This is a genomic window from Siminovitchia acidinfaciens, from assembly GCF_003605385.1.
In the GTDB taxonomy this organism is placed as follows: Bacteria; Bacillota; Bacilli; order Bacillales; family Bacillaceae_C; genus Siminovitchia; species Siminovitchia acidinfaciens.
The window spans coordinates 19,870-39,092 of record NZ_QYTV02000016.1 but is presented as its reverse complement, the minus strand read 5'-3'; the positions used below and the strand labels follow the sequence as shown (position 1 = coordinate 39,092).

Annotated in this window: 16 protein-coding genes; 9 read left to right on the top strand and 7 right to left on the bottom strand. The window is 41.9% G+C overall.

Going from position 1 to position 19,223, the window contains the following annotated elements:
- Positions 1 to 221: 221 nt before the first annotated feature.
- From D4T97_RS19935 to D4T97_RS19920, 4 genes are all read right to left on the bottom strand, one after another.
- Entirely contained in the window at positions 222 to 1,874 is a 1,653-nt protein-coding gene (locus D4T97_RS19935) for a b(o/a)3-type cytochrome-c oxidase subunit 1 (RefSeq protein ID WP_126052535.1), read from the bottom strand.
- A complete protein-coding gene (locus D4T97_RS19930) occupies positions 1,871 to 2,344 on the bottom strand; it encodes a cytochrome c oxidase subunit II (RefSeq protein ID WP_126052534.1) in 474 nt (157 codons plus the stop codon). The genes D4T97_RS19935 and D4T97_RS19930 overlap by 4 nt, the downstream gene beginning before the upstream one ends.
- Positions 2,345 to 2,365: 21 nt before the next feature.
- A complete protein-coding gene (locus tag D4T97_RS19925; protein WP_126052533.1) occupies positions 2,366 to 2,488 on the bottom strand; it encodes a cytochrome C oxidase subunit II in 123 nt (40 codons plus the stop codon).
- 219 nt (positions 2,489 to 2,707) lie between these two features.
- On the bottom strand, positions 2,708 to 3,394 hold the full coding sequence (locus D4T97_RS19920; RefSeq protein WP_126052532.1) for a Crp/Fnr family transcriptional regulator: 687 nt from the start codon (positions 3,392 to 3,394) through the stop codon (positions 2,708 to 2,710).
- A 173-nt stretch (positions 3,395 to 3,567) separates the two neighbouring features.
- On the opposite strand from D4T97_RS19920, the gene D4T97_RS19915 reads away from it, so the two are divergent.
- The 3 genes from D4T97_RS19915 to D4T97_RS19905 all read left to right on the top strand — a co-directional run bounded on the left by D4T97_RS19915 (position 3,568) and on the right by D4T97_RS19905 (position 6,676).
- Positions 3,568 to 4,299 (top strand): gamma-glutamyl-gamma-aminobutyrate hydrolase family protein, encoded by a 732-nt coding sequence (locus tag D4T97_RS19915; protein WP_164525662.1) that lies wholly within the window; start codon positions 3,568 to 3,570, stop codon positions 4,297 to 4,299.
- A gap of 607 nt (positions 4,300 to 4,906) precedes the next feature.
- Positions 4,907 to 6,100, top strand: a complete 1,194-nt coding sequence (locus tag D4T97_RS19910) for a ParM/StbA family protein (RefSeq protein WP_126052530.1) — start codon at positions 4,907 to 4,909, stop codon at positions 6,098 to 6,100.
- Positions 6,101 to 6,112: 12 nt separating this feature from the next.
- Entirely contained in the window at positions 6,113 to 6,676 is a 564-nt protein-coding gene (locus tag D4T97_RS19905; protein WP_126052529.1) for a hypothetical protein, read from the top strand.
- Between the two features lie 76 nt (positions 6,677 to 6,752).
- Here D4T97_RS19905 and D4T97_RS19900 read toward each other — a convergent pair whose 3' ends face one another.
- Positions 6,753 to 7,178, bottom strand: a complete 426-nt coding sequence (locus D4T97_RS19900; RefSeq protein WP_126052528.1) for a protein-tyrosine phosphatase family protein — start codon at positions 7,176 to 7,178, stop codon at positions 6,753 to 6,755.
- A gap of 145 nt (positions 7,179 to 7,323) precedes the next feature.
- Between D4T97_RS19900 and D4T97_RS19895 the strand changes: the two genes are divergently transcribed.
- Together D4T97_RS19895 and D4T97_RS19890 are read left to right on the top strand one after the other, a co-directional pair.
- Positions 7,324 to 8,730 (top strand): vWA domain-containing protein, encoded by a 1,407-nt coding sequence (locus D4T97_RS19895; RefSeq protein ID WP_126052527.1) that lies wholly within the window; start codon positions 7,324 to 7,326, stop codon positions 8,728 to 8,730.
- Between the two features lie 1,160 nt (positions 8,731 to 9,890).
- Entirely contained in the window at positions 9,891 to 10,868 is a 978-nt protein-coding gene (locus D4T97_RS19890; protein ID WP_126052526.1) for a M20/M25/M40 family metallo-hydrolase, read from the top strand.
- A gap of 21 nt (positions 10,869 to 10,889) precedes the next feature.
- Here D4T97_RS19890 and D4T97_RS19885 read toward each other — a convergent pair whose 3' ends face one another.
- The gene (locus D4T97_RS19885) at positions 10,890 to 11,456 is read right to left on the bottom strand and encodes a biotin transporter BioY (RefSeq protein ID WP_126052525.1); all 567 of its coding nucleotides are present in this window, start codon (positions 11,454 to 11,456) and stop codon (positions 10,890 to 10,892) included.
- Between the two features lie 262 nt (positions 11,457 to 11,718).
- Here D4T97_RS19885 and D4T97_RS19880 point away from each other — a divergent pair, with 262 nt between their 5' ends.
- Positions 11,719 to 13,062: a DUF4910 domain-containing protein gene (locus D4T97_RS19880; RefSeq protein WP_126052539.1), complete on the top strand. Its 1,344-nt coding sequence runs from the start codon at positions 11,719 to 11,721 to the stop codon at positions 13,060 to 13,062.
- A gap of 44 nt (positions 13,063 to 13,106) precedes the next feature.
- Here D4T97_RS19880 and D4T97_RS19875 read toward each other — a convergent pair whose 3' ends face one another.
- Positions 13,107 to 14,354 (bottom strand): cysteine desulfurase-like protein, encoded by a 1,248-nt coding sequence (locus D4T97_RS19875; protein ID WP_126052524.1) that lies wholly within the window; start codon positions 14,352 to 14,354, stop codon positions 13,107 to 13,109.
- Between the two features lie 525 nt (positions 14,355 to 14,879).
- On the opposite strand from D4T97_RS19875, the gene D4T97_RS19870 reads away from it, so the two are divergent.
- From D4T97_RS19870 to D4T97_RS19860, 3 genes are all read left to right on the top strand, one after another.
- The gene (locus tag D4T97_RS19870) at positions 14,880 to 16,169 is read left to right on the top strand and encodes a dicarboxylate/amino acid:cation symporter (protein WP_206435596.1); all 1,290 of its coding nucleotides are present in this window, start codon (positions 14,880 to 14,882) and stop codon (positions 16,167 to 16,169) included.
- Positions 16,170 to 16,289: 120 nt separating this feature from the next.
- Complete coding sequence (locus D4T97_RS19865) at positions 16,290 to 17,450, top strand: aminotransferase A (RefSeq protein ID WP_126052523.1); 1,161 nt, start codon at positions 16,290 to 16,292, stop codon at positions 17,448 to 17,450.
- Between the two features lie 69 nt (positions 17,451 to 17,519).
- Entirely contained in the window at positions 17,520 to 19,178 is a 1,659-nt protein-coding gene (locus tag D4T97_RS19860) for a thiamine pyrophosphate-dependent enzyme (RefSeq protein WP_126052522.1), read from the top strand.
- Positions 19,179 to 19,223 lie beyond the last annotated feature (45 nt).

Sequence of the window (19,223 nt, the reverse complement as noted above, 5' to 3'; positions counted from 1 at the left end):
ATATTTGGCCATAAAAAAACCACACCTCCAATTGTTAGATGGTGTCTAACAATTAGGGTGCAGTTCATTTGTGCTCCGTCTGTTTTTTTGGATTTTTCTGTGGGGGTCTGACCCCACAGGAAATGTCAATCTGTTGCGCTTTTTATTTCTACTGCAATGACCATGGTAACCATTGTGACGATAAGCATGGAAGATACGACCATGAACATAGGATCAACTCCTTACCAAGTAATGAATCCTCTGGAACCTGGAGGCGAATGCTGGATCATGTCGGCCAGCGGCAGGGCATAGGCCATGACGATGAGCGCTAATGCAATACCGACCCATAATCCCCAGTTCTCTAGGAATTTGGCTGTATGTGATGTATCGCTTTCCGCGATTGGAAATTCAACTAAATCTTTTTCCGTTTCAACTTTCGGTGTCACGAACATTAAGTTTGCGACAATATAGACTAAGAGCATAGCTGAGAAGAATAAAATTGTTCCGCCCACAGCCATCGTGACATGGTTTGATAGAATCCCCTGGAACCATTCGGCTGCGGACTCATTGCCGTTATATCCTGAGTAGGCTGTTCTCCGCGGCGCTCCGAGCAACCCGAGCAAATGCTGTGCTGTGGACATGAGAAGCATCCCGACCGCCCATGACCAGATTTGAATATGGGCAAGCCTTTGCATGTGCTTTGGAAACTCTCTGCCGGTCAAATAGGGAATCAGCCAGAATGAAACGCCCATAAATGTCATGGCTACTGGTGTTCCTACTGTAATATGGAAATGCCCGACGACCCATAGTGTATTATGCACAAGCTCGTTCAGCTGGAAGCTTGCGTTAACAATTCCGCCCGCACCGCCAGGAATGAAGAAAAACATCGCGATGAAAAGGGAAGTGAAGCGAACATCCTTCCAAGGAAGTTTTCTAAACCAGCCGAACAATCCTTTACCGCCTTTTTCCCGTCCGGAAATTTCAAATGTGGCGAACATGGAAAAGGCAGTCATCAAAGTCGGTATAATGACCATGAATGTCAAAACAACCTGTAAAAACTTCCAAAAGCTATCGATCCCAGGCTCTGTCAATTGATGGTGGAAGCCGACAGGGAAAGAAAAGAGAATGAACAATACAAATGAAAATCGTGCCAATGAATCACTGAATACCTTTGTTCCAATTATTTTTGGCATAATGGCATACCAGGCCATATAAGCTGGAAGCAGCCAGAAATAAACGAGCGGGTGTCCAAAATACCAGAACAATGAACGGCTCAATTCTACGTTAATTGTGTCCACCAATCCAAATGCCCAAGGCAGGTATAGGAAGACAACCGATGCCACGACACCGAGACAGGCAATAATCCACAAAAGCAGGGTTGCCACGGTCATGTAAGCAAACAGCGGGCTGAACTTCCCTTTGTTCTGCTTTTTCCAGGCGACAAAATGTCCGAGAAGCGCAAAGCTTGAAAACCATGTTCCGATGATGAATAAGGCCAATCCAACGTAATACCAGCCGCTTGCTTTCATCGGTGCATAGAATGTATAGAGAACAGAGGCTTTTCCTGCTATGATCATGACAGTTGCCATCGTTGTTCCGATTGCTGTGACCCACAGCCCGATCCAGGCAAAGAGACTTACCTTTGGTCCGAAGTTTCCTAGTGTTTTACTCATGCCGGCAATTAGGAAGGCGAAGATGAAGAATGTTGTAAAAATAAGAGCCAATAATACGCCATGTGCCGTCAAGATTTGATAATAATCCAGGAATTTAGGGAGTTCGAGAGAGTCATTTCTTATGAAAACTTGAAGCAATCCGCAAAAAGTCCCGATAATAAAGGCGATATAAGCTATTCCAACGTTCCATAACGCCAGTTTTCTATCATTTGCTGCTATCATGGTTCATACACCTCGATCTCTGTAGACATGAAATGGTGACCTGTTCCGCAATACTCATTGCAAAGAACTAAATATTTACCGGGTTTATCGAAGATATAGCTTTTATGGGTGATCCTTCCCGGTACGGCCATCATGTTTACTTTCGTGTTGTCGATGGTAAAGCTGTGTACCACATCAGTGCTCGTTAATGTAAAAATGATTTCTTTTCCTACAGGTACCTTAATTTCTGGAGGATCGTAGCCGAAAGCTTTGGCGATAACTACGACTTCGTATCTATCTTCGTCAATCTGCCGTACACCCGGCTTGTCAAAAGGCGCCGTTTCAGTGACTTTTTCCGGGTCGATCGTGTCCATCCCGCCCGCAGGTTCATGACCGTGTGCAAAGGCGGTGAACCCGACGATGCTTAAGAATACAGTCAGTGATAAAATACCGAAAATCAACCAGATCTTTTCGTACTTATGAAAATGCATTACACTCACCTTCTCCTATTTTTATCTTGCAACATAAAGGAAATATGTCGCAAACCACATTATGATAATAATGATTCCTACTCCAAAAACACTGACAAGCGTTCCTTTAAGGTTTGGTTCCGCACCATGCTTGTTTTTAGCCATTTCAACACCCTCCAGTGTTACTGATTATTTATACTTAAATCGTACTCGCGATGGTATATTCGCACTGTGATAAATGTCACACTTCACACTGATTTCACAAGACCTTCATAAGTACTACAAAATTTAGACAAAAAGAAGGGGAGGTTAAAAAGGGCCATCGTCAATCAAAAAAAGGCCGCGACATGTGTCGCGGCCTAGTATGGAAAGTTATTTTCTTTTTTAATCAATCCTGCAAATCTCCGCAGGACAATTTTCACAGTGGATTTCGTCTTTTAAGAACTGCAGATTGCGGATAATGATTTTTCCGTCTTCCATGGTAATGACTTCGTCATTCTTTAAACCGTTTAAGAGCCGGTTGACGACTTCGCGGCTCATTCCACAAAAATTAGCGAGCTCCTGGTTTGTGAGCGGCAGATCAATTAGTATTCCGTCATTTTTATGGATTCCGTAACTGTTTGTCATACGGATCAGTGTTGAGTAAAGGGCTCCTTTTTTGCCGTGCAAAATAAGGTCCCGGAATTTGGACTGAGTTTTTTGCTGTTGGGTGCCCATCATTTTTAAAAAGCCCACTGTAAGGTTTGGGTCGAGAAGAAGCGTCTCTTCCAGTTTCTGCTTTTCAATTACTAAACTATCACAATCCTCAAGCACTTTAGCCTGGACTCGGTATGTGGAAAGGGCACAGAATAAGCGGATTTCGCTGATAAAATCTCCTTCGTTGCAAATGCGGAAAGTGATTTCGCGTCCATCGGGAGTTATTTTTCCAATCCGGACTTTACCAGAGCGAATATAAAAAATACTGTCAGCCGTGTCTCCTTCACGGAAAAGATAGCTGCCTTTTTTTAATTTCTTTTCTTTATGATCAATTAAAAGGAGTGCCTTCAAATCTTCCGAATAATTGTCAGTCATGGAAGTCCTCCATTTTTTAAATATGCATATAAAATATATCTTTTTTCATTATAACATGGAAAAGTCCTAATTAAGCATAAAAACTCAAGCTTTTATTAGGAAAACACGGTTAGCTTGGTTAGTTTTTAAATATCTGAAAAAGGGTATCAGTTGGTATGCAGGGAGTGATGGACATGAATGAGAAAAAGCCGATTATCGGAGTAACATCAAATCTTGAATTTGTCAGGGAGAACATCAGTTATACATTATATTACAGCTATCTTGACGCGATTAAAAAAGCAGGGGGTATTCCGATTGTTTTAACTCTTGGCAATGAAGAAATGATTAACACATGGTTGGATATGATAGATGGGGTATTACTTACCGGGGGCAATGATATTCATCCGAAGCACTATGATGGCGGTATGCATCCTGAACTAGGTCTTCTAACCCCAAAGTTGGATGAATCGGACATGATGATTGTTAAAAAAGCCTATAGAAAGGGGCTCCCGATGCTGGGGATATGCCGAGGGTCGCATTTGATCAATGTGGCATTGGGCGGCACACTGTTGTCAGACATCAACTCAGAACTGTCAGAACCGGAAAATCATTTGGATAAAGGTAACCGGAATTCTTTGTTAAGCCACAAAATTAAAATAGAACGGGACAGCATCCTGTATACCATATATGAGCAAGAAGAAGTGGAAGTGAACAGTTTCCATCATCAGGCAATAGATACGTTGGGGGAGGGGTTGAAATGTTCAGCACATGCATTAGACGGAATAAAGGAAGCATTTGAAAGTGATGATGGGAATATCATGGGAACCCAGTTTCATCCGGAGGAATTGAGAAAGTTCGATCATAGGATGCATGATTTCTTAAGATTGTTCATTGAAAATTGTAAAACGGGAAAACGGATGAGGTAGACTGCCGGCATTGGATAAATAATGCCGGCAGTCTTGCTTTATTTCCCACGGTTTTTGCTAGTTTTTGACCGTTACCGAAGTGGAGGTATATAATTATTCCCATTACTTTAATAAGGTTTCTCTTCCTCTTTTTTATAGGAGTTTATGTAATGATGAGACAATGTACTCCTTTTTCAACTTCGATATAGTTAGCATCCATTCATCATATTTCGACATGAACAATCAAGCAAAAACCATACAATTTTCGTTTACCACAGCTCACGTTAGTTCGATCTACTCACATAGGTTTACTTTATATTTGTAAAGGAACAGAATATTTATTTTTTGATTCTGCCATTAAATAAGTATGTATACATTTCCGTAAACATGTAAACAAAATAAGTAGTGTTGTATACTATTCATGTGTACATGTTTACGAAGTTGTACACATGGCTTTATATCAACATGTGTACATATATTGTAAACAAGTACACATGTAAACGATACATGTGTACAGAATTTTAGAGTGAAACCGATATTGACCTGAATTAGAAATTCAGGTAATCTTTAATCATACTTATAGAAATTTCCAATTGGTAGTTTCATATAAAGAAAGGATGATAGTTTTATGGAAAATACGAGACTCGCTGCGATTGACGTAGGTAATGACTCTCTCAAAGGAATCTTTGGAGATCTAGAACATGAAATTAATATTCCGAATATCATTGCAAGAGATGTTGAAGATCGTCCGGTCATTGGATTGGAGGAATTGGATAATCAAGAACCATTAGATGGATTACATATTCGTTTACATTCCCCTTCTTTACAGGAGAACAACGCTGTTTACCGAGTAGGTCATTTAGCAACAAGAAGCGGCAATGCTACTGAGCTTGACCCTGGCAGCAGCAAGTCGGAAGAGGATCAGACACTTGTCATGCTGTTTGCAGCTTTGGCCCTTGATGCTGTACGTGATGAAAACAAAAAAATCTTTAAACGCAGTAACGATGTAGTAGAAGCAACCTATACTTTGGGGACTGGACTCCCGTTGAGAGAAGTAAAGGAAGGGAAAGATGTCGGCTACCGATCCAAGTTGCTCGGTTCCGTCCACCAAGTTGAATTTTTAGTTACACCAAAACACCAAGGAATCAAAGTTAATATAAAGTTTGAAGAAGTGAAGATTTATCCTGAAGGCTTTGCCGCTTTCATCAATTTAGTCATGGATGATGATTTAAAGATCATTAATAAAGATTTGATTGATAAGAGGATTATTATTCAAGATATCGGAGGACTTTCAACTGACATTGCGGTCATTAAAAATCGGAAAGTCGATGATGACCGTGCTCAAGGCTTCAACCTTGGCGTGTCCGAATCGCTTGATGCCATCCGTGAGGAAATCCGTTCTAAATACGGTGTGGAACTCGACAGTCGCCGTGATGTTGTTGAAATCATTACAAAGAAGAATGATAGAAACCATATTATGGTAAAAGGAAGCCGGACAAGCGTACATGAGATCGTTGATCGGATTCTTTTGGAACTTGCCAAAAAGCAATACCGCCATTTAAGGAATGTGTGGCAAAGAAACTCTCAAACAGAAATTGCCTATTTTATCGGCGGTGGTTCAATCGTTTTAAAAGATTACTTGAAAGCATTGAACAATAATCTGGATGGATATAATATCGACTTTTTTGAAGATGAAAAAGAAAGTGTCTGGATGATGGCGAATGCTTATTATAAATTAATTGCTGATTTTGCCAAAAAAAATAAAAAAGAGACAAAAGCTGAAGAGAAAAAAGCCGAAGAGAAAAAAGCAGTTAAAAATTAATAGGGTGATACCATGAAGGAAACGGGGATGAAGAGGGGGCAGCCAATCACGTTCAGGATCCCTTCAGACACGCCTGATCATATTTTAAAGCATCTGCAAAATCTCAAGGAAACCGAGCGGAGAAACTTTTCGAGCAAAATTGCTTCTATTGTAATGGCTGGAGTAGGAGAATCTTTGACAAAGCAAAGAGAGACACTGACTATTCCACTCCCGAGGGGATTGAGCAAAGAACAGCGTGATTGGTTAAAGCATGAGCATTCAGAAGCGTTGCTTGGTAACATCGTTTACCAACTGCTTTCGGATCCTGTGCGGGCAGTCTCCATCCTGGCATCACTTAACAGCAATGCGCTGGAAATTGACGATGCATTGTATTTGCAGGAAGAGGCAGCCACTATACAAGAGGAGTATGAACCACATATAGAAGACGAGAAATTGACAGTGGGGAACGAAAGCAATACTGACATTGACGATTTGGATTGGGGACAAATTAAAATAAATGATGAACCTCAAATTGAGATCGAAGAAGAGTTGGAAGATGATCCATTGGCGGATTTCCTGGCACAAATGAATAAATAAAATAAGAAAAGCGTAAGCGCCGGGCTGAAGCTGAACAATAAAAAAACAAGGGGATTTTTTACGTTCCCCTTGTTTTTTATTTATCGTAAATACGCTTCAGTGCATCTTTAAATTGCGGTCTCACACTTATTTGTGGACGGATGGCCTTCGCTTTTTCTTCAGCTTCATCGACGGAATCTGCTAAACCAAGCTCAAGCAAAGTGGCCGTCGCTATAGTTCCCGCCCTTCCGCGTCCAGTATTGCAGTGGAAATAAACATTTTTACCTTCGCTATATGATTTGATTACTGCATTGACTGCGGCCTTTATCGATTCGTCCTGATTTTCTTCTTCATCGACTATTGGTTGATGAACACTTAATTCACTCGGTAGACCGCCCTTAGGATTCACACGTAAGTCGTAAATCACATCAATTTTTTCATTTTCCAGGAGTCCTTCGATTGCATCTGCTCCACCGATGAAAATTCTACCTTGAATAAGTTCCTCGTATTTCTTTTCCGCCATTCAATTCACCTCATTCATACTTTCACTTTTAGTATACCAACTTATGATACACATTTCAGGCTGGGTAAAAAGGCCAATTTAATCTTTTTTTAAAAATCCTTATACTAAATGAAGTGATAAAACTGAAATTAGGAAGTGGGTAACTATGTCAAAAAAAGCTTTTGTCATACTATTATCGGTTTGTATAGGCTTAATTGGCTGTCAACAGACTGAGAAAAAGCCTGTCCAAAATGAAAAGGCGAAAGCTGTAGAAGTGAATGAAAAGGAAAATAACAAGGAAAATGAAGAAGAAACCTACAGCTTGAACGGGGAAGAAATTGAAAAAGAACCCGCAGGGGAATTGTTTCAAAAGTACATAGGGGAAAAAGAGTCTGCTGATAATGAAGACTACTCAAAAGCAGCTGACAAGGCTGTTGCCGAGTATATGAAAAAGATAGAAGCTGAGGATACAAAAGATTGGGATGCTGAACAATGGGCAAAGTCGATTATTTTGAATCTGCGGACGGATGTCAGCGGCACCATACAACCGTTAAAGGACTTTGAGGTTAAATACAATGAATTAAAGCTGCCTGACGGCAGGCTGCTGCAGGATGTCAGTGAAGAGGAGCTCAATGAAGAGGCAGAGGAAGTCAGCGTGGCGATTTTAATTGACGCAAGCGGAAGCATGAAGGCTGATGTTCCAGGGGGAAATAAAATGGCCCTTGCAAAATCAAGCATCAAGGAATTTTCTGAAAGTCTGCCCAAAAATGTAAATGTTTCCCTCTCCGTTTTCGGTCATAAAGGGACGGGATCCGACCAGGATAAGAAGCTATCATGCAATAGTATCGAAACCGTATATTCATTGAAGCCTTATGATCAAAAAGAGTTTTCAGATGCGCTTAATAATTTCAATGCAAACGGGTGGACCCCGCTCGCGTCAGCCATCCAACAGGCGGAAAATGAGCTGAAAGAAGCTAGCGATGAACAGACAAAAACATTTATTTATGTCGTAAGTGACGGAGTGGAAACATGTGATGGAGACCCTGTCCAAGCGGCGAAGGATGCCAAGAAATCAATGACGGATTTGAAAATCAACATCATCGGTTTTGACGTGGATGACGAAGCGGACCGCCAGCTGAAAGAGGTGGCCAGCGCAGGTGATGGGGAGTATACTTCTGTAAAAAACAAACAGGAATTGGATGACGAAATCACAAAAAACTGGAAAGAAAGCATGGGTAAAACAACATGGAGGTTCTGGCTGGTCGGCAATGTGAACAATATCAACTGGGCGTCTGTCGGAATGTCCAATGAACTGAGAGGGCTCGAGAACAATCAAATCACTTCCCGGAACAGGGAGCTTGATCGTATGAATGCAGCATTAAACGAGCTCTTGAGTCAAGATCTGGTTGATTTGGACACGAAGTTTGCAATTTCTGATTTAATATATGAACGCGCGAATGCAATAAAGGAACATGCAGACAGTATTCAATCTGAAAAACATAACGAAATCTTCGATACAGCAGACAGCCTGAAAGAAAAAATTGACCATGTGACAAAGGATTTGGATTTATAGAAAAGAGGCCTTCCGGAAAGTCAGTGCAAATTGATTTTCCGGGAGGCTTTTTAAAATTCCGGGGGGAAGAAGGCATGTCTTTTGCTCTTGAGCCTGGTGTGCCGTTGTTGACCAGTATTGGTTGGAAGCCGAAGATGTTGGTTACTCAGGAGAGCGCTTAAGTGATCGAAACGTTGGAAGAAGCGCCAGTGCGGTACTGCCATAGTATCCGTGAAGGAGAAAAAGTAGATCGTATGGTAACTATGAAGCGTTTATAGTGCCCGTGAAGCAAGAAAAAGAGGTCGTATGGTAACTATGAATCGTTCATAGTGCCCGTGAAGTAAGAAAAAGAGGCTGTATGGTAACTATGAAGCGTTTATAGTGCCCGTGAAGCAAGAAAAAGAGGTCGTATGGTAACTATGAATCGTTCATAGTGCCCGTGAAGTAAGAAAAAGAGGCTGTATGGTAACTATGAAGCGTTTATAGTGCCCGTGAAGCAAGAAAAAGAGGTCGTATGGTAACTATGAATCGTTCATAGTGCCCGTGAAGTAAGAAAAAGAGGCTGTATGGTAACTATGAAGCGTTTATAGTGCCCGTGAAGCAAGAAAAAGAGGTCGTATGGTAACTATGAGGCGTTTATAGTGCCCGTGAAGCAAGAAAAAGAGATCGTATGGTAACTATGAATTGTTCATATTGCCCGTGAAGCCGAAAAAAGAGGTCGTGTGGTAATTATGGAGCGTTCATAGTGCCCGTGAAGCAAGGAAAAGAGGTCGTATGGTAACTATGAAGTGTTCGTAGTCCCTAACCTTGCTCTCCAATACTTCAGAAGGATTCATGCTAAGATTAGGCTTTGCCTTGGAGGGCTCTAATTGATCGACGCTGCGGAAAAAATGCTACGTGGTAACCAAGGCAGGCTCTAAGTGAAAGAACCACCGACAAAAAATGCTAAAACGGTCAGTAAGAAGAGCCTTAAAAATATCGTTTTCCATAAGACTTCAACTGGCTGGTCGCCGCTCCCCGCTACGAAAACAATTCAATTTCCTCACATCTTTTTGTAGACATTGCTATGTTTGCATCTCCTTTATTGAACATGCCTTAAGTTCCGGTCCCAAAGGCGGATTGACGATTTCTAAAGATTCTAATAGTATAAAACTACTAATTTGAGGATGGGAGAGAATGATTTGAGAAACCGCATTTTCATTTCATTGGCTATGGCTCTACTGTTGTTGTTCACTGCCGCAGGCAGTGTCGGTGCTTCAACTGTTACTTATGATCCGTCGCTTGCTCACAAGACAGGAAAAATGGCGTACGAGCATACAAAATATTTAACATATACTGTTGGCGCGCGTGTAGCAGGCACAGCTAAAGAGGAGGAAGCGAGAGATTATATAGAAAGTCAATTTCAACGAATGGGCTATTCTACCAATGTTCAACCTTTTAGTTATACAAGAAGCGGAAGGAACTATAATTCTTCAAACGTAGTTGCTTATAAAAAAGGGAAGTCAAGCAAGGAAATCATTGTTGGAGCTCACTATGATTCCGTTGCTGCTGGAAAAGGTTCTGATGACAATGCCTCTGGCGTTGGCGTCATGCTTGAAGTAGCGGAAGTTTTGAAGCATATTAATACTCCGTACTCTATTAAATTCATAGCCTTTGGAGCAGAAGAAGTAGGGCTGCGCGGATCAAATTATTATGCCAGCCAAATGCCAGCTGAAGAGATTGAAAATACAGTTGGAATGATTAACCTGGACAGCTTGGCTGTGGGTGACAACATGTATGTATATGGAAGCGCAGGAGATAAAGGGTTTATCAGAGATCAAATCCTTAACATTGCAGCAAAGAAAAAGCTGGATATCGGAACGAACCCAGGTTTGAATCCGGTTTACCCAGCGGGAACTACAGGTGACTGGAGTGACCATGCTCCGTTTAACCGCCTAGGAATCCCATACGCTTATTTTGAAGCGACCAACTGGGAAATCGGCGACATGGACGGTTATACACAAACGGTTAAACATGGCGGTGTATGGCATACGCAAAATGATACTTTGGAATTTATAGAAAGAGAGTTTCCGGGGAGAGTGGAAGAGCATTTGGAGACATTCAGCCAGGCTCTGACAGAGGTTCTGAAATTCTTCGGGAAAACAAGTACAGCAAAATAATATAAAAAAAGTCAGCTTCCATTAAGCTGACTTTTTTGCTGTAAATAAGATATTGGCGTTTGATAATCTGTTGCGGACTAATACCCCTATCCATGATGCAAGTGCCGCTTTAATCAACCCAACAACGATAAATGGAGCGAATCCTCCGGCGAATGCAGCAGCCCAGCTTAATTCAGCAGCGACTTTTAACCAGGCTGTCCCGAAGCTCAATGTGATCAGCATACCGACCGTATTGGCTACCATTGCGTTGGAAAATTTAAAAGAAGTTTTCTCCAAATACAATCCGATTAGGAAAGCGGTCGGAATAAAGCCAACGATAAATCCTCCTGTAGGCCCGACAATTACGGATACACCTGCAGAAAACCCGGCAAACACTGGGGTGCCGACTGCACCGAGCAATATGTAGAGAAGAACTGAGAATGTACCGTATCTCGAACCCAGAATGGTTGCTGCCAAACCGATGGCCAATGTTTGCCCTGTAATTGGAACAAGCGGTAATGGGATGGTTACCTGAGCCAATATCCCGATAATGGCTGCAAAAAGTGCGGTTATAATCATCATTCTTAATTTTTGTTGTTCCTGAATCATTTGAAATCCTCCTAATGTCAACTTGGTTAGTTTTAGGTTGACAATATAAATCTATTATTAAATGAAGGATTTGTCAATTTGTTTTTTTAGAAAATGGAAGCCTGCCATTAGTAGGAGATGAGTAAAAGTTAAATGAGTGCTATGTCATAATTTCCAGATTTATTGATAGGTGATTGGAATCATTTTGCCTGTAATGGAAAGGAAAGAGGCCCAAAAAGACGAATATGTTTTGTGTATTGAAATATTCGAGGAGGTAATAGATTTGAAAATAGGAAGAAAAAGAGTTTCCCTTTTGCTTTCCGCGCTTTTATTAGCCTCTAGTTTTTATTTTGTACCCACAGAAACGGCATACGTCCAGGCAGCCAAAGAAAAAGAGAATCCGAGTGCAAAGGCGTTTGATCAAAAGGTCATTGCCAGAGTCGATGCGGAACGGATCTATCAGGATATTTACCATCTGTCTGAAACGATTGGGCCACGGGTCACTGGAACACAGGAAGAAAAGCAAGCTGCGGAATTTATAAAGTCTCGTCTTGAGTCTTATGGATACAAGATAGAAACGCAGGAATTCAAAATTCCTGACCAAATGATTGGAAGTTTAACGGCAGACGGTAAGGAAGTTGACATCAACATTCCGGCGGGATCAGCTGCAACACCGAAAGAGGGGCTAACTTTACCACTTTTCGATGCAAAATTAGGAAAACCGGAAGATTTTACTGCAGAAGCTGTTGGTAAAATAGCCCTGATTTCCAGGGGTGAATTCACTTTCCAGGAAAAGGTGGCTAATGCAGCGGCTGCCGGAGCGGCAGGAGTGCTGATCTATGATAATGTCGACCAGCCAGGCCCCTTGAATCCATCCATCGGAGGAGATACGACTGTTCCTGTAGGGGGAATCTCGAAAGCGAGCGGACTCGCTTTATTGAATGATTTTGTCCCGGAAGGCAAAACAGTTACATTTACCGTTGAAAAGCTAGGCAGTGCCACGTCACAAAATATTATTGCCACTAGAACTCCTAACAAAGGTTCCGATCATGATATAGTACATGTGTCGGCACACTTTGACAGTGTTCCGTTTGCTCCTGGAGCAAATGATAACGCTTCAGGAACGTCAGTCGCTTTGGAGCTTGCACGCATCTTGAAAAGCTATCCTATCGATAAGGAATTGCGCTTTGTATTTGTCGGTGCGGAAGAAATTGGACTCGTTGGCTCGGAGTATTATGTCAGTCAATTGAGCCAAGATGAGATTAACCGGAGCATTGCGAATTTTAACATGGATATGGTCGGAACGGATTGGGATAAGGCCACAGCCATCTTTATGAACGCGGTTGACGGCAAAGCGAACCTCGTGAGTGATACGGCCTTGGCCACAGCCAAAAGAATTGGCACGCCATCTGAGCTGATATTATATCAGCGCGGTTCATCAGACCATGTATCTTTCCACGATGCAGGAATACCAGCTATCAATTTTATTAGACGTGAACCGGGAACAGCGAACCTGGAGCCATATTATCACACGCCGCAGGATACGATCGAACATATCAGTAAAGAGCGTCTCCAAGAGGCAGGGGAGCTTGTTGGAGCTTCCATTTACAGCTTAATTGGAAAATAAGAATTAAAACAGAAGCCGCTGTGCATAGCGGCTTCTGTTACTTTTCACAGCTTTATTTTAATGCATTCTTTCAAAGCATCTACAAAATGCTCGCATTCTTCCAGTGTGTTATATGGGGATAAGCCAACTCTGAGCCAGCCGTCGTATTTCGTCACATCTAATTTTTTGGCGAGCTGGTACGCGTAAAAGTCTCCATTAGCGGCCAATATGGAGTGCTCGTCTGCCAAGTATTTGCTGATAGTACTTGAAGAGATCCCGTCAACGACAAATGAAATTGTAGGTGTCGAAGGGATATGGCTCGCTGGAACGAATAACTTTACTCCTTCAATTTTTGAAAGTTCTTCTTTTAAAAAAGATGCCATTTTCTGTTCATGTTGCTCAAATAATTCGTAGGCATTAACAATTCTTTGTCTCTTGGACTCTCCTTCTCCGAAACTTTCAATAAATTCAACTACACCAATCATGGCGGCAATCCCCTCATGATTCTGTGTGCCTGTTTCCATGGAAGAAGGAGCTTCGTCATGTGCAGGTATCAATTTATATGGTTTGTATTTGGAAAATAAGTCAGGGTCCATGGAAGCGAATCCAATATGCGGGCCAAAAACCTTATATCCCGAACCCAGTACAAGGTCTGCTTTTAATTCTTTTTGGTCAACCGCGATATGTGGAACTGCCTGGACTGCATCTATTACTGTGAGTGCTCCTACAGCTTTGGCCGCTTCTATGTAGGGTTTGACATTGTTGATGGTGCCGACTCCGTTGGATGCAAGTCCAAGGAACACAGCTTTTGTTTTGGGATGAATCATTGTTTCAATGACAGACTCGTCCAATTTAAGGGAATTGACATCCACCGGTATCCTTTGGACAGTCATACCTTTTTCCTCGGCAATCTGAACCCATGGGTCAACATTGGCTGAGTGATCCATTTCTGTGACGACAATCTCCTCTCCGGCTTTCCAGTCCCGAGCAATCATCCTGGATATAGCGTAGGCGAGAGATGTCATGTTCGCACCAAAAAAGACGCCGTCCTCATATCCGTTTACTAGTACGGCAACATCCGCTCTAGCCTGAGCTAGAATGGCTTCCGTCTCTTCACTGGTGGGAAAGAGGCCATCGCGATTTGCCATTCCGTTTTCAATATAATCCATCATCCGTTGGATTGCCGGCTGACACATTTGTGTGCCTCCGGGTCCATCGAAATAAACCACTTGTTTGTCTCGATAGCTCCGATTTAATGCAGGGAATTGTTTGCGTATGTTTGTCATGGTCACTTTGTTTTTTAGGTTTTGCACTGTATTGCCTCCTTCTTTTGTATATTACTTTTATATTAGCATGATTTTTTCAATTATGTTAGAAATTTATGAATGGTGTAATAAGTGCGTATCTTTTCACAAAAATGCCTAGAGCGTTATTAGTTTAAGGAAATGTCTACATTTAAAAATTTAATAGTTGACTGAAATATGTGAAAGGCCCTATAATAACATAAGATTTAAATTAGCGTTCTATTTGTATCAGATGAGTAGTTTACCGTTCAGGATTCTACTTGATTTGAAAGCGATAACATGCTAAGCTTTATTTTCTCGCCAAACTTAATAGATTCCTATTTTTTGTTTGCTGTGGAAGGCACTTCAAATATCTATAAATTTGAAGTTATATTTAAACCCAAGTAATGAAATGACGTTTCAATAAATGAAATGAGTTTCGAAATAATGTAAGTGTTTACAATTTAAAATGTTCATTAATCTCTTAGAAAACAACGGTATCGCTGTTAAATAAGGGGTCCATGATAAAAAAACACACCAGGAGGACAGTGAATCATGCTTGCTTTATGGAAATGGTATTATGAAAAATCTTTTATCTTGAAAATTACTGTTGGTTTTTTACTAGGAATTATCATTGGGCTTATTTTTGGACCCGCAGCGGGTGTATTGTCGCCTTTGGGTGATCTTTTTCTAAGATTGCTCAAAATGATTGTTGTTCCGTTAATTTTATTTACATTAATCGTGTCTGTAAATAACTCCAACCCAAAAGAGTTGGGCAGAATTGGCGGTAAGATTTTCCCTTATTATCTCCTGTCGACCGCCGTTGCAGTATTTCTTGGAATCGCTATCGCGAAGCTGATCAATCCGGGGAAGGGTTTAAAAATGCCCGAAAACGCAACATTAGATGTACCCGAAGCCCCATCCATGATCGATGTCTTATTGCAAATCGTTCCTTCCAATATTTTTGAATCTATGGCAAACGGCGATATCTTAAGCATCGTGTTTGTCGCACTCATTACCGGTTTTGCTATTTCATTTATGCGGAACTCAGCTGAAGCACAAATGAAGGACTGGGGGAATATGTTGTTAAAGTTTACGGAGGCTGGAAGTGAGGTCACATTCCGTATCTTAAATGGTATTTTGCAATATGCCCCAATCGGAGTACTTGGCATCACAGCTAACTCCATAGGAAACCAAGGAATGGAAACGCTTAGCTCGCTTGCAAAATATGTAGGCGCTTCCTATCTGGGTGTAGCCATACAAATGTTTATCATCTTCCCAATTATTTTAATGTTATTCAGGGTATCTGTTGTCAAGTTTTTCACAAAAACACGCGAAGCGATCATGACTGCTTTTGTCACTTGCAGCAGTTTAGGAACACTGCCCGTCACGATTAAATCTGCATTAAACGCAGGGATCAGCCACAGGGTAGCCAACTTCACTTTACCGATTGGTGCAACTGTAAATATGAATGGATCGGCCATACACTTTGGTGTAGGTGTTGTATTAGCCGCTGAAATCGTTGGTTATGATCTGACCATAGGAGCGATTGTAGCGATTATCCTGACAGGCACATTGGCTTCTGTTGGTACAGCAGGGGTTCCTGGAGCCGGATTAATCGGAATGTCCATTGTTTTCACACAGGCTGGCCTTCCAATTGAAATTGTCGGATTGACGGCAGGTGTCAATGTAATTACCGATATGGTCTTCACAATGTGTAATGTGACAGGTGACCTTGTTGGTGCAGCGATTGTCGATAAAACTGAGAAAGACGTAGAAGAGGAAGATCTCCCACTTCAAAATGCGCAAGAGAGCAATCTTCAGTATGATTCTAAAAGTATTTAAGCTGTTGGTACGGATTGTCATGATCCGTACCAATAATTTAAATATAAAAGTGAAACGTCATTTCGTTTAATGAATTAAAGGTCACCAAATACAGTACAGTATGGAAAAGAGGGTATTGAAATGGAGCACTTGCTAAATGAAAAAATAAAAAATATCGAGATTCCAACACTCAGAAAATTTTTTAATATGCTGGCTGATTATCCGGAGGTTGTCAACCTCACCGTAGGACTGCCGGACTTTTTGACACCTGCTCATATTAAGGAAGCCGGCAAAGAGGCCATTGACAAAAATATGACGACCTATTCCAATCATGCAGGGATGCTCGAACTGCGGCAGGCTGCCAGTCAATTTGGAAAGGTGAAATACGGCTTAGACTATGACCCGAAGAATGAAGTAGTGATCACTAATGGGGCAAGCGAAGCGTTGGACATCAGTTTCCGTACGATTTTAAAAGAAGGCAGTGAAGTGCTTTTGCCTGCACCTGTATATCCTGGGTATGAGGCGTTGATTACGATGAGCGGCGGTGTTCCGGTATTTATGGATACAACACCTTATGATTTTAAGGTAACACCGGAATTGATTGAAAAACATCTTACAGATAAAACGAGATGCCTTGTTTTGACCAACCCATCCAATCCTACAGGTGTGTTATTAGATGAAAACGAACTTGCTGACATTGCCGCGTTGTTAAAGGATAAGGATATATTTGTTATCAGCGATGAAATTTATAGTGAATTAACATATGACAAACAATTCACCTCATTTGCTGTGTTACCGGGTATGCGGGAAAAAACGATTGTGATCAATGGATTATCAAAATCGCATGCGATGACAGGGTGGAGGATCGGCTTTACATACGCCCCCGCCTATTTGACGGAGCATATGCTGAAGGTGCACTATTTTAATACAGTATGCACGAGCACAATCAGTCAATATGCAGCGATTAGGGCGCTTACCAAAGGAATAGATGATGCGATTGAGATGAGGAATGAATATGAAAAAAGGAAAGACTATACTTATAAGCGGTTGAACGATATGGGGCTGGAAACGGTCTATCCTGAAGGAGCTTTTTACATTTTCCCTTCTATTAAAGATTTAAATATGAAGTCTTTCGATTTTGCTAAAAGAATGATAGAAGAGGCGCAGGTTGGAGTTGTGCCGGGGAGCGCATTTTCACCGATTGGTGAAGGATATGTCAGGATTTCGTATGCCTATTCAATGGAACATTTAGAACAAGGTCTCGATCGGATGGAGAAATTTATCAAAAAAATAAAAGGGTAATGTACGTATCTTTTGTAGAGTTTAATTCGAGCATCAAGAAAATATTATTTTAGAAAAGAGTGAATGATAATGGAACATTTGTCAGGTGGTCAAATCGTTGTTGAAGTCATGAAAAAAGAGGGCGTAAAAAAAGCATTTTGTGTCCCGGGAGAAAGCTATTTGGGGGTGATTGATGCTCTTTATGAACATTCGGATATCGAGTTGATTTCTACCCGCCATGAGGGTGGGGCTTCATTCATGGCAGATGCCTACGCCAAAGCATCCGGGCAAGTCGGGGTCTGTATGGCGACGAGAGGGCCGGGTGCAACAAACCTGTCAATCGGCCTTCATACAGCGATGCAGGATTCCACCCCGCTGGTTGCATTGATCGGACAGGTAGAGCGACCGTTTAAAGGAAAGGAAGCTTTCCAGGAAGTCGACTTCACGTCCTACTTTAGCCACCTTTGTAAATGGGCGGTAGAAATTGAGTCAGTGGAAAGAATCCCGGAATTACTTCACCGTGCCTTTTATACAGCGCGTTCGGGACGTCCAGGACCTGTAGTTGTTTCACTCCCGCATGATATGCTTGAGGATACGATGGACTATGTGGAAGGTACTGTATATGACTATTCAGTTCCGGAGGCCAGCGAGGAAGCTGTAGAGAAAGTGCTAGAAAAGCTGTATGCAGCAAAGCAACCGATCATAATCGCGGGAGGCGGTGTGACGGCAACGAACTCTTCAAAGGAGCTCGCTCAGTTTGCTGAGCTGGTAAATGTTCCGGTAGCAACTTCTTTCCGCCGCTTTGATGCATTTCCCAATGACCATGCACACTATGCGGGCTGGCTCGGATTCGGTTCGGATCAAAAACTGTTGAATTATATTAAAGATGCTGATGTCGTGCTCTCAATAGGAAGCCGCTTCTCCCAAGTGACGACTCAAGATTACACATTAATCGGAGACCAGGCAGAAATAATTCAAGTCGACATTGATTCAGGAACAATCGGGAAAGCTTATCCGGCTGCGCTTGGTATTGTATCGGATGCAAAGAAGTTTTTACAGCGATGCCTGCAGCAAGCGAAACATGTGAAAAATGACGAAAGGGAAGAGCAAGTGAGAAGGTGCAACGAAGCTTATTTACTCTCTTCAACGCCTCCTGAGCGGACGGAAAGCGCTGAATACGCTGAGATGAACTCGGTCATAGCAGATTTCTTTGCGGAAACCCAGGAAGATACGATTGTGACAAGTGACGCTGGAAACTTTTTCGGCTGGGTGTCGAAATATTACCGTTTTAGTAACGGCAACAGATATATCGGTCCAACGTCCGGTGCGATGGGTTATGGGATGCCAGGGGCTATCGGTGCGAAAGTGGCCTGTCCTGATAAAAAAGTTGTCTCTTTTTCAGGTGACGGTGGATTCATGATGACAATGCAAGAGATGGAAACAGCGGTGCGCTATAATATACCTGTCGTGGCAATTGTCGTTAACAACAATATGTATGGGACGATCCGTGCGCATCAGGAAAAACATTTCCCGAATAGAGTGATGGCTACGCGATTAACAAATCCAAACTTTGCGGAGATGGCGAAGCTGTTTGGCTGCCACGGTGAACAGGTTGTCAGCAACGATGAATTTCTTCCTGCATTGCAAAGGGCCTTTGACAGTGGAAAGCCTGCACTGATCGAAGTGGTGACAGATCCAGAATTATTATCGGCAGGCCATGCCATAAAAGAAGCTCAAGCAGTCAAATAAAATTTGTGGTCAATTGGAAACCAGGACTTTATGAGACTATGATGC

Excerpts from the sequence above, each read along its gene's own strand:
- D4T97_RS19860 (WP_126052522.1), top strand. The coding sequence starts at position 17,520 with ATGGAACATTTGTCAGGTGGTCAAATCGTTGTTGAAGTCATGAAAAAA.
- D4T97_RS19885 (WP_126052525.1), bottom strand. The coding sequence starts at position 11,456 with ATGATTCAGGAACAACAAAAATTAAGAATGATGATTATAACCGCACTT.
- D4T97_RS19920 (WP_126052532.1), bottom strand. The coding sequence starts at position 3,394 with ATGACTGACAATTATTCGGAAGATTTGAAGGCACTCCTTTTAATTGAT.
- D4T97_RS19895 (WP_126052527.1), top strand. The coding sequence starts at position 7,324 with ATGTCAAAAAAAGCTTTTGTCATACTATTATCGGTTTGTATAGGCTTA.
- D4T97_RS19935 (WP_126052535.1), bottom strand. The coding sequence starts at position 1,874 with ATGATAGCAGCAAATGATAGAAAACTGGCGTTATGGAACGTTGGAATA.
- D4T97_RS19905 (WP_126052529.1), top strand. The coding sequence starts at position 6,113 with ATGAAGGAAACGGGGATGAAGAGGGGGCAGCCAATCACGTTCAGGATC.
- D4T97_RS19900 (WP_126052528.1), bottom strand. The coding sequence starts at position 7,178 with ATGGCGGAAAAGAAATACGAGGAACTTATTCAAGGTAGAATTTTCATC.
- D4T97_RS19910 (WP_126052530.1), top strand. The coding sequence starts at position 4,907 with ATGGAAAATACGAGACTCGCTGCGATTGACGTAGGTAATGACTCTCTC.
- D4T97_RS19870 (WP_206435596.1), top strand. The coding sequence starts at position 14,880 with ATGCTTGCTTTATGGAAATGGTATTATGAAAAATCTTTTATCTTGAAA.
- D4T97_RS19915 (WP_164525662.1), top strand. The coding sequence starts at position 3,568 with ATGAATGAGAAAAAGCCGATTATCGGAGTAACATCAAATCTTGAATTT.
- D4T97_RS19930 (WP_126052534.1), bottom strand. The coding sequence starts at position 2,344 with ATGCATTTTCATAAGTACGAAAAGATCTGGTTGATTTTCGGTATTTTA.
- D4T97_RS19865 (WP_126052523.1), top strand. The coding sequence starts at position 16,290 with ATGGAGCACTTGCTAAATGAAAAAATAAAAAATATCGAGATTCCAACA.
- D4T97_RS19925 (WP_126052533.1), bottom strand. The coding sequence starts at position 2,488 with ATGGCTAAAAACAAGCATGGTGCGGAACCAAACCTTAAAGGAACGCTT.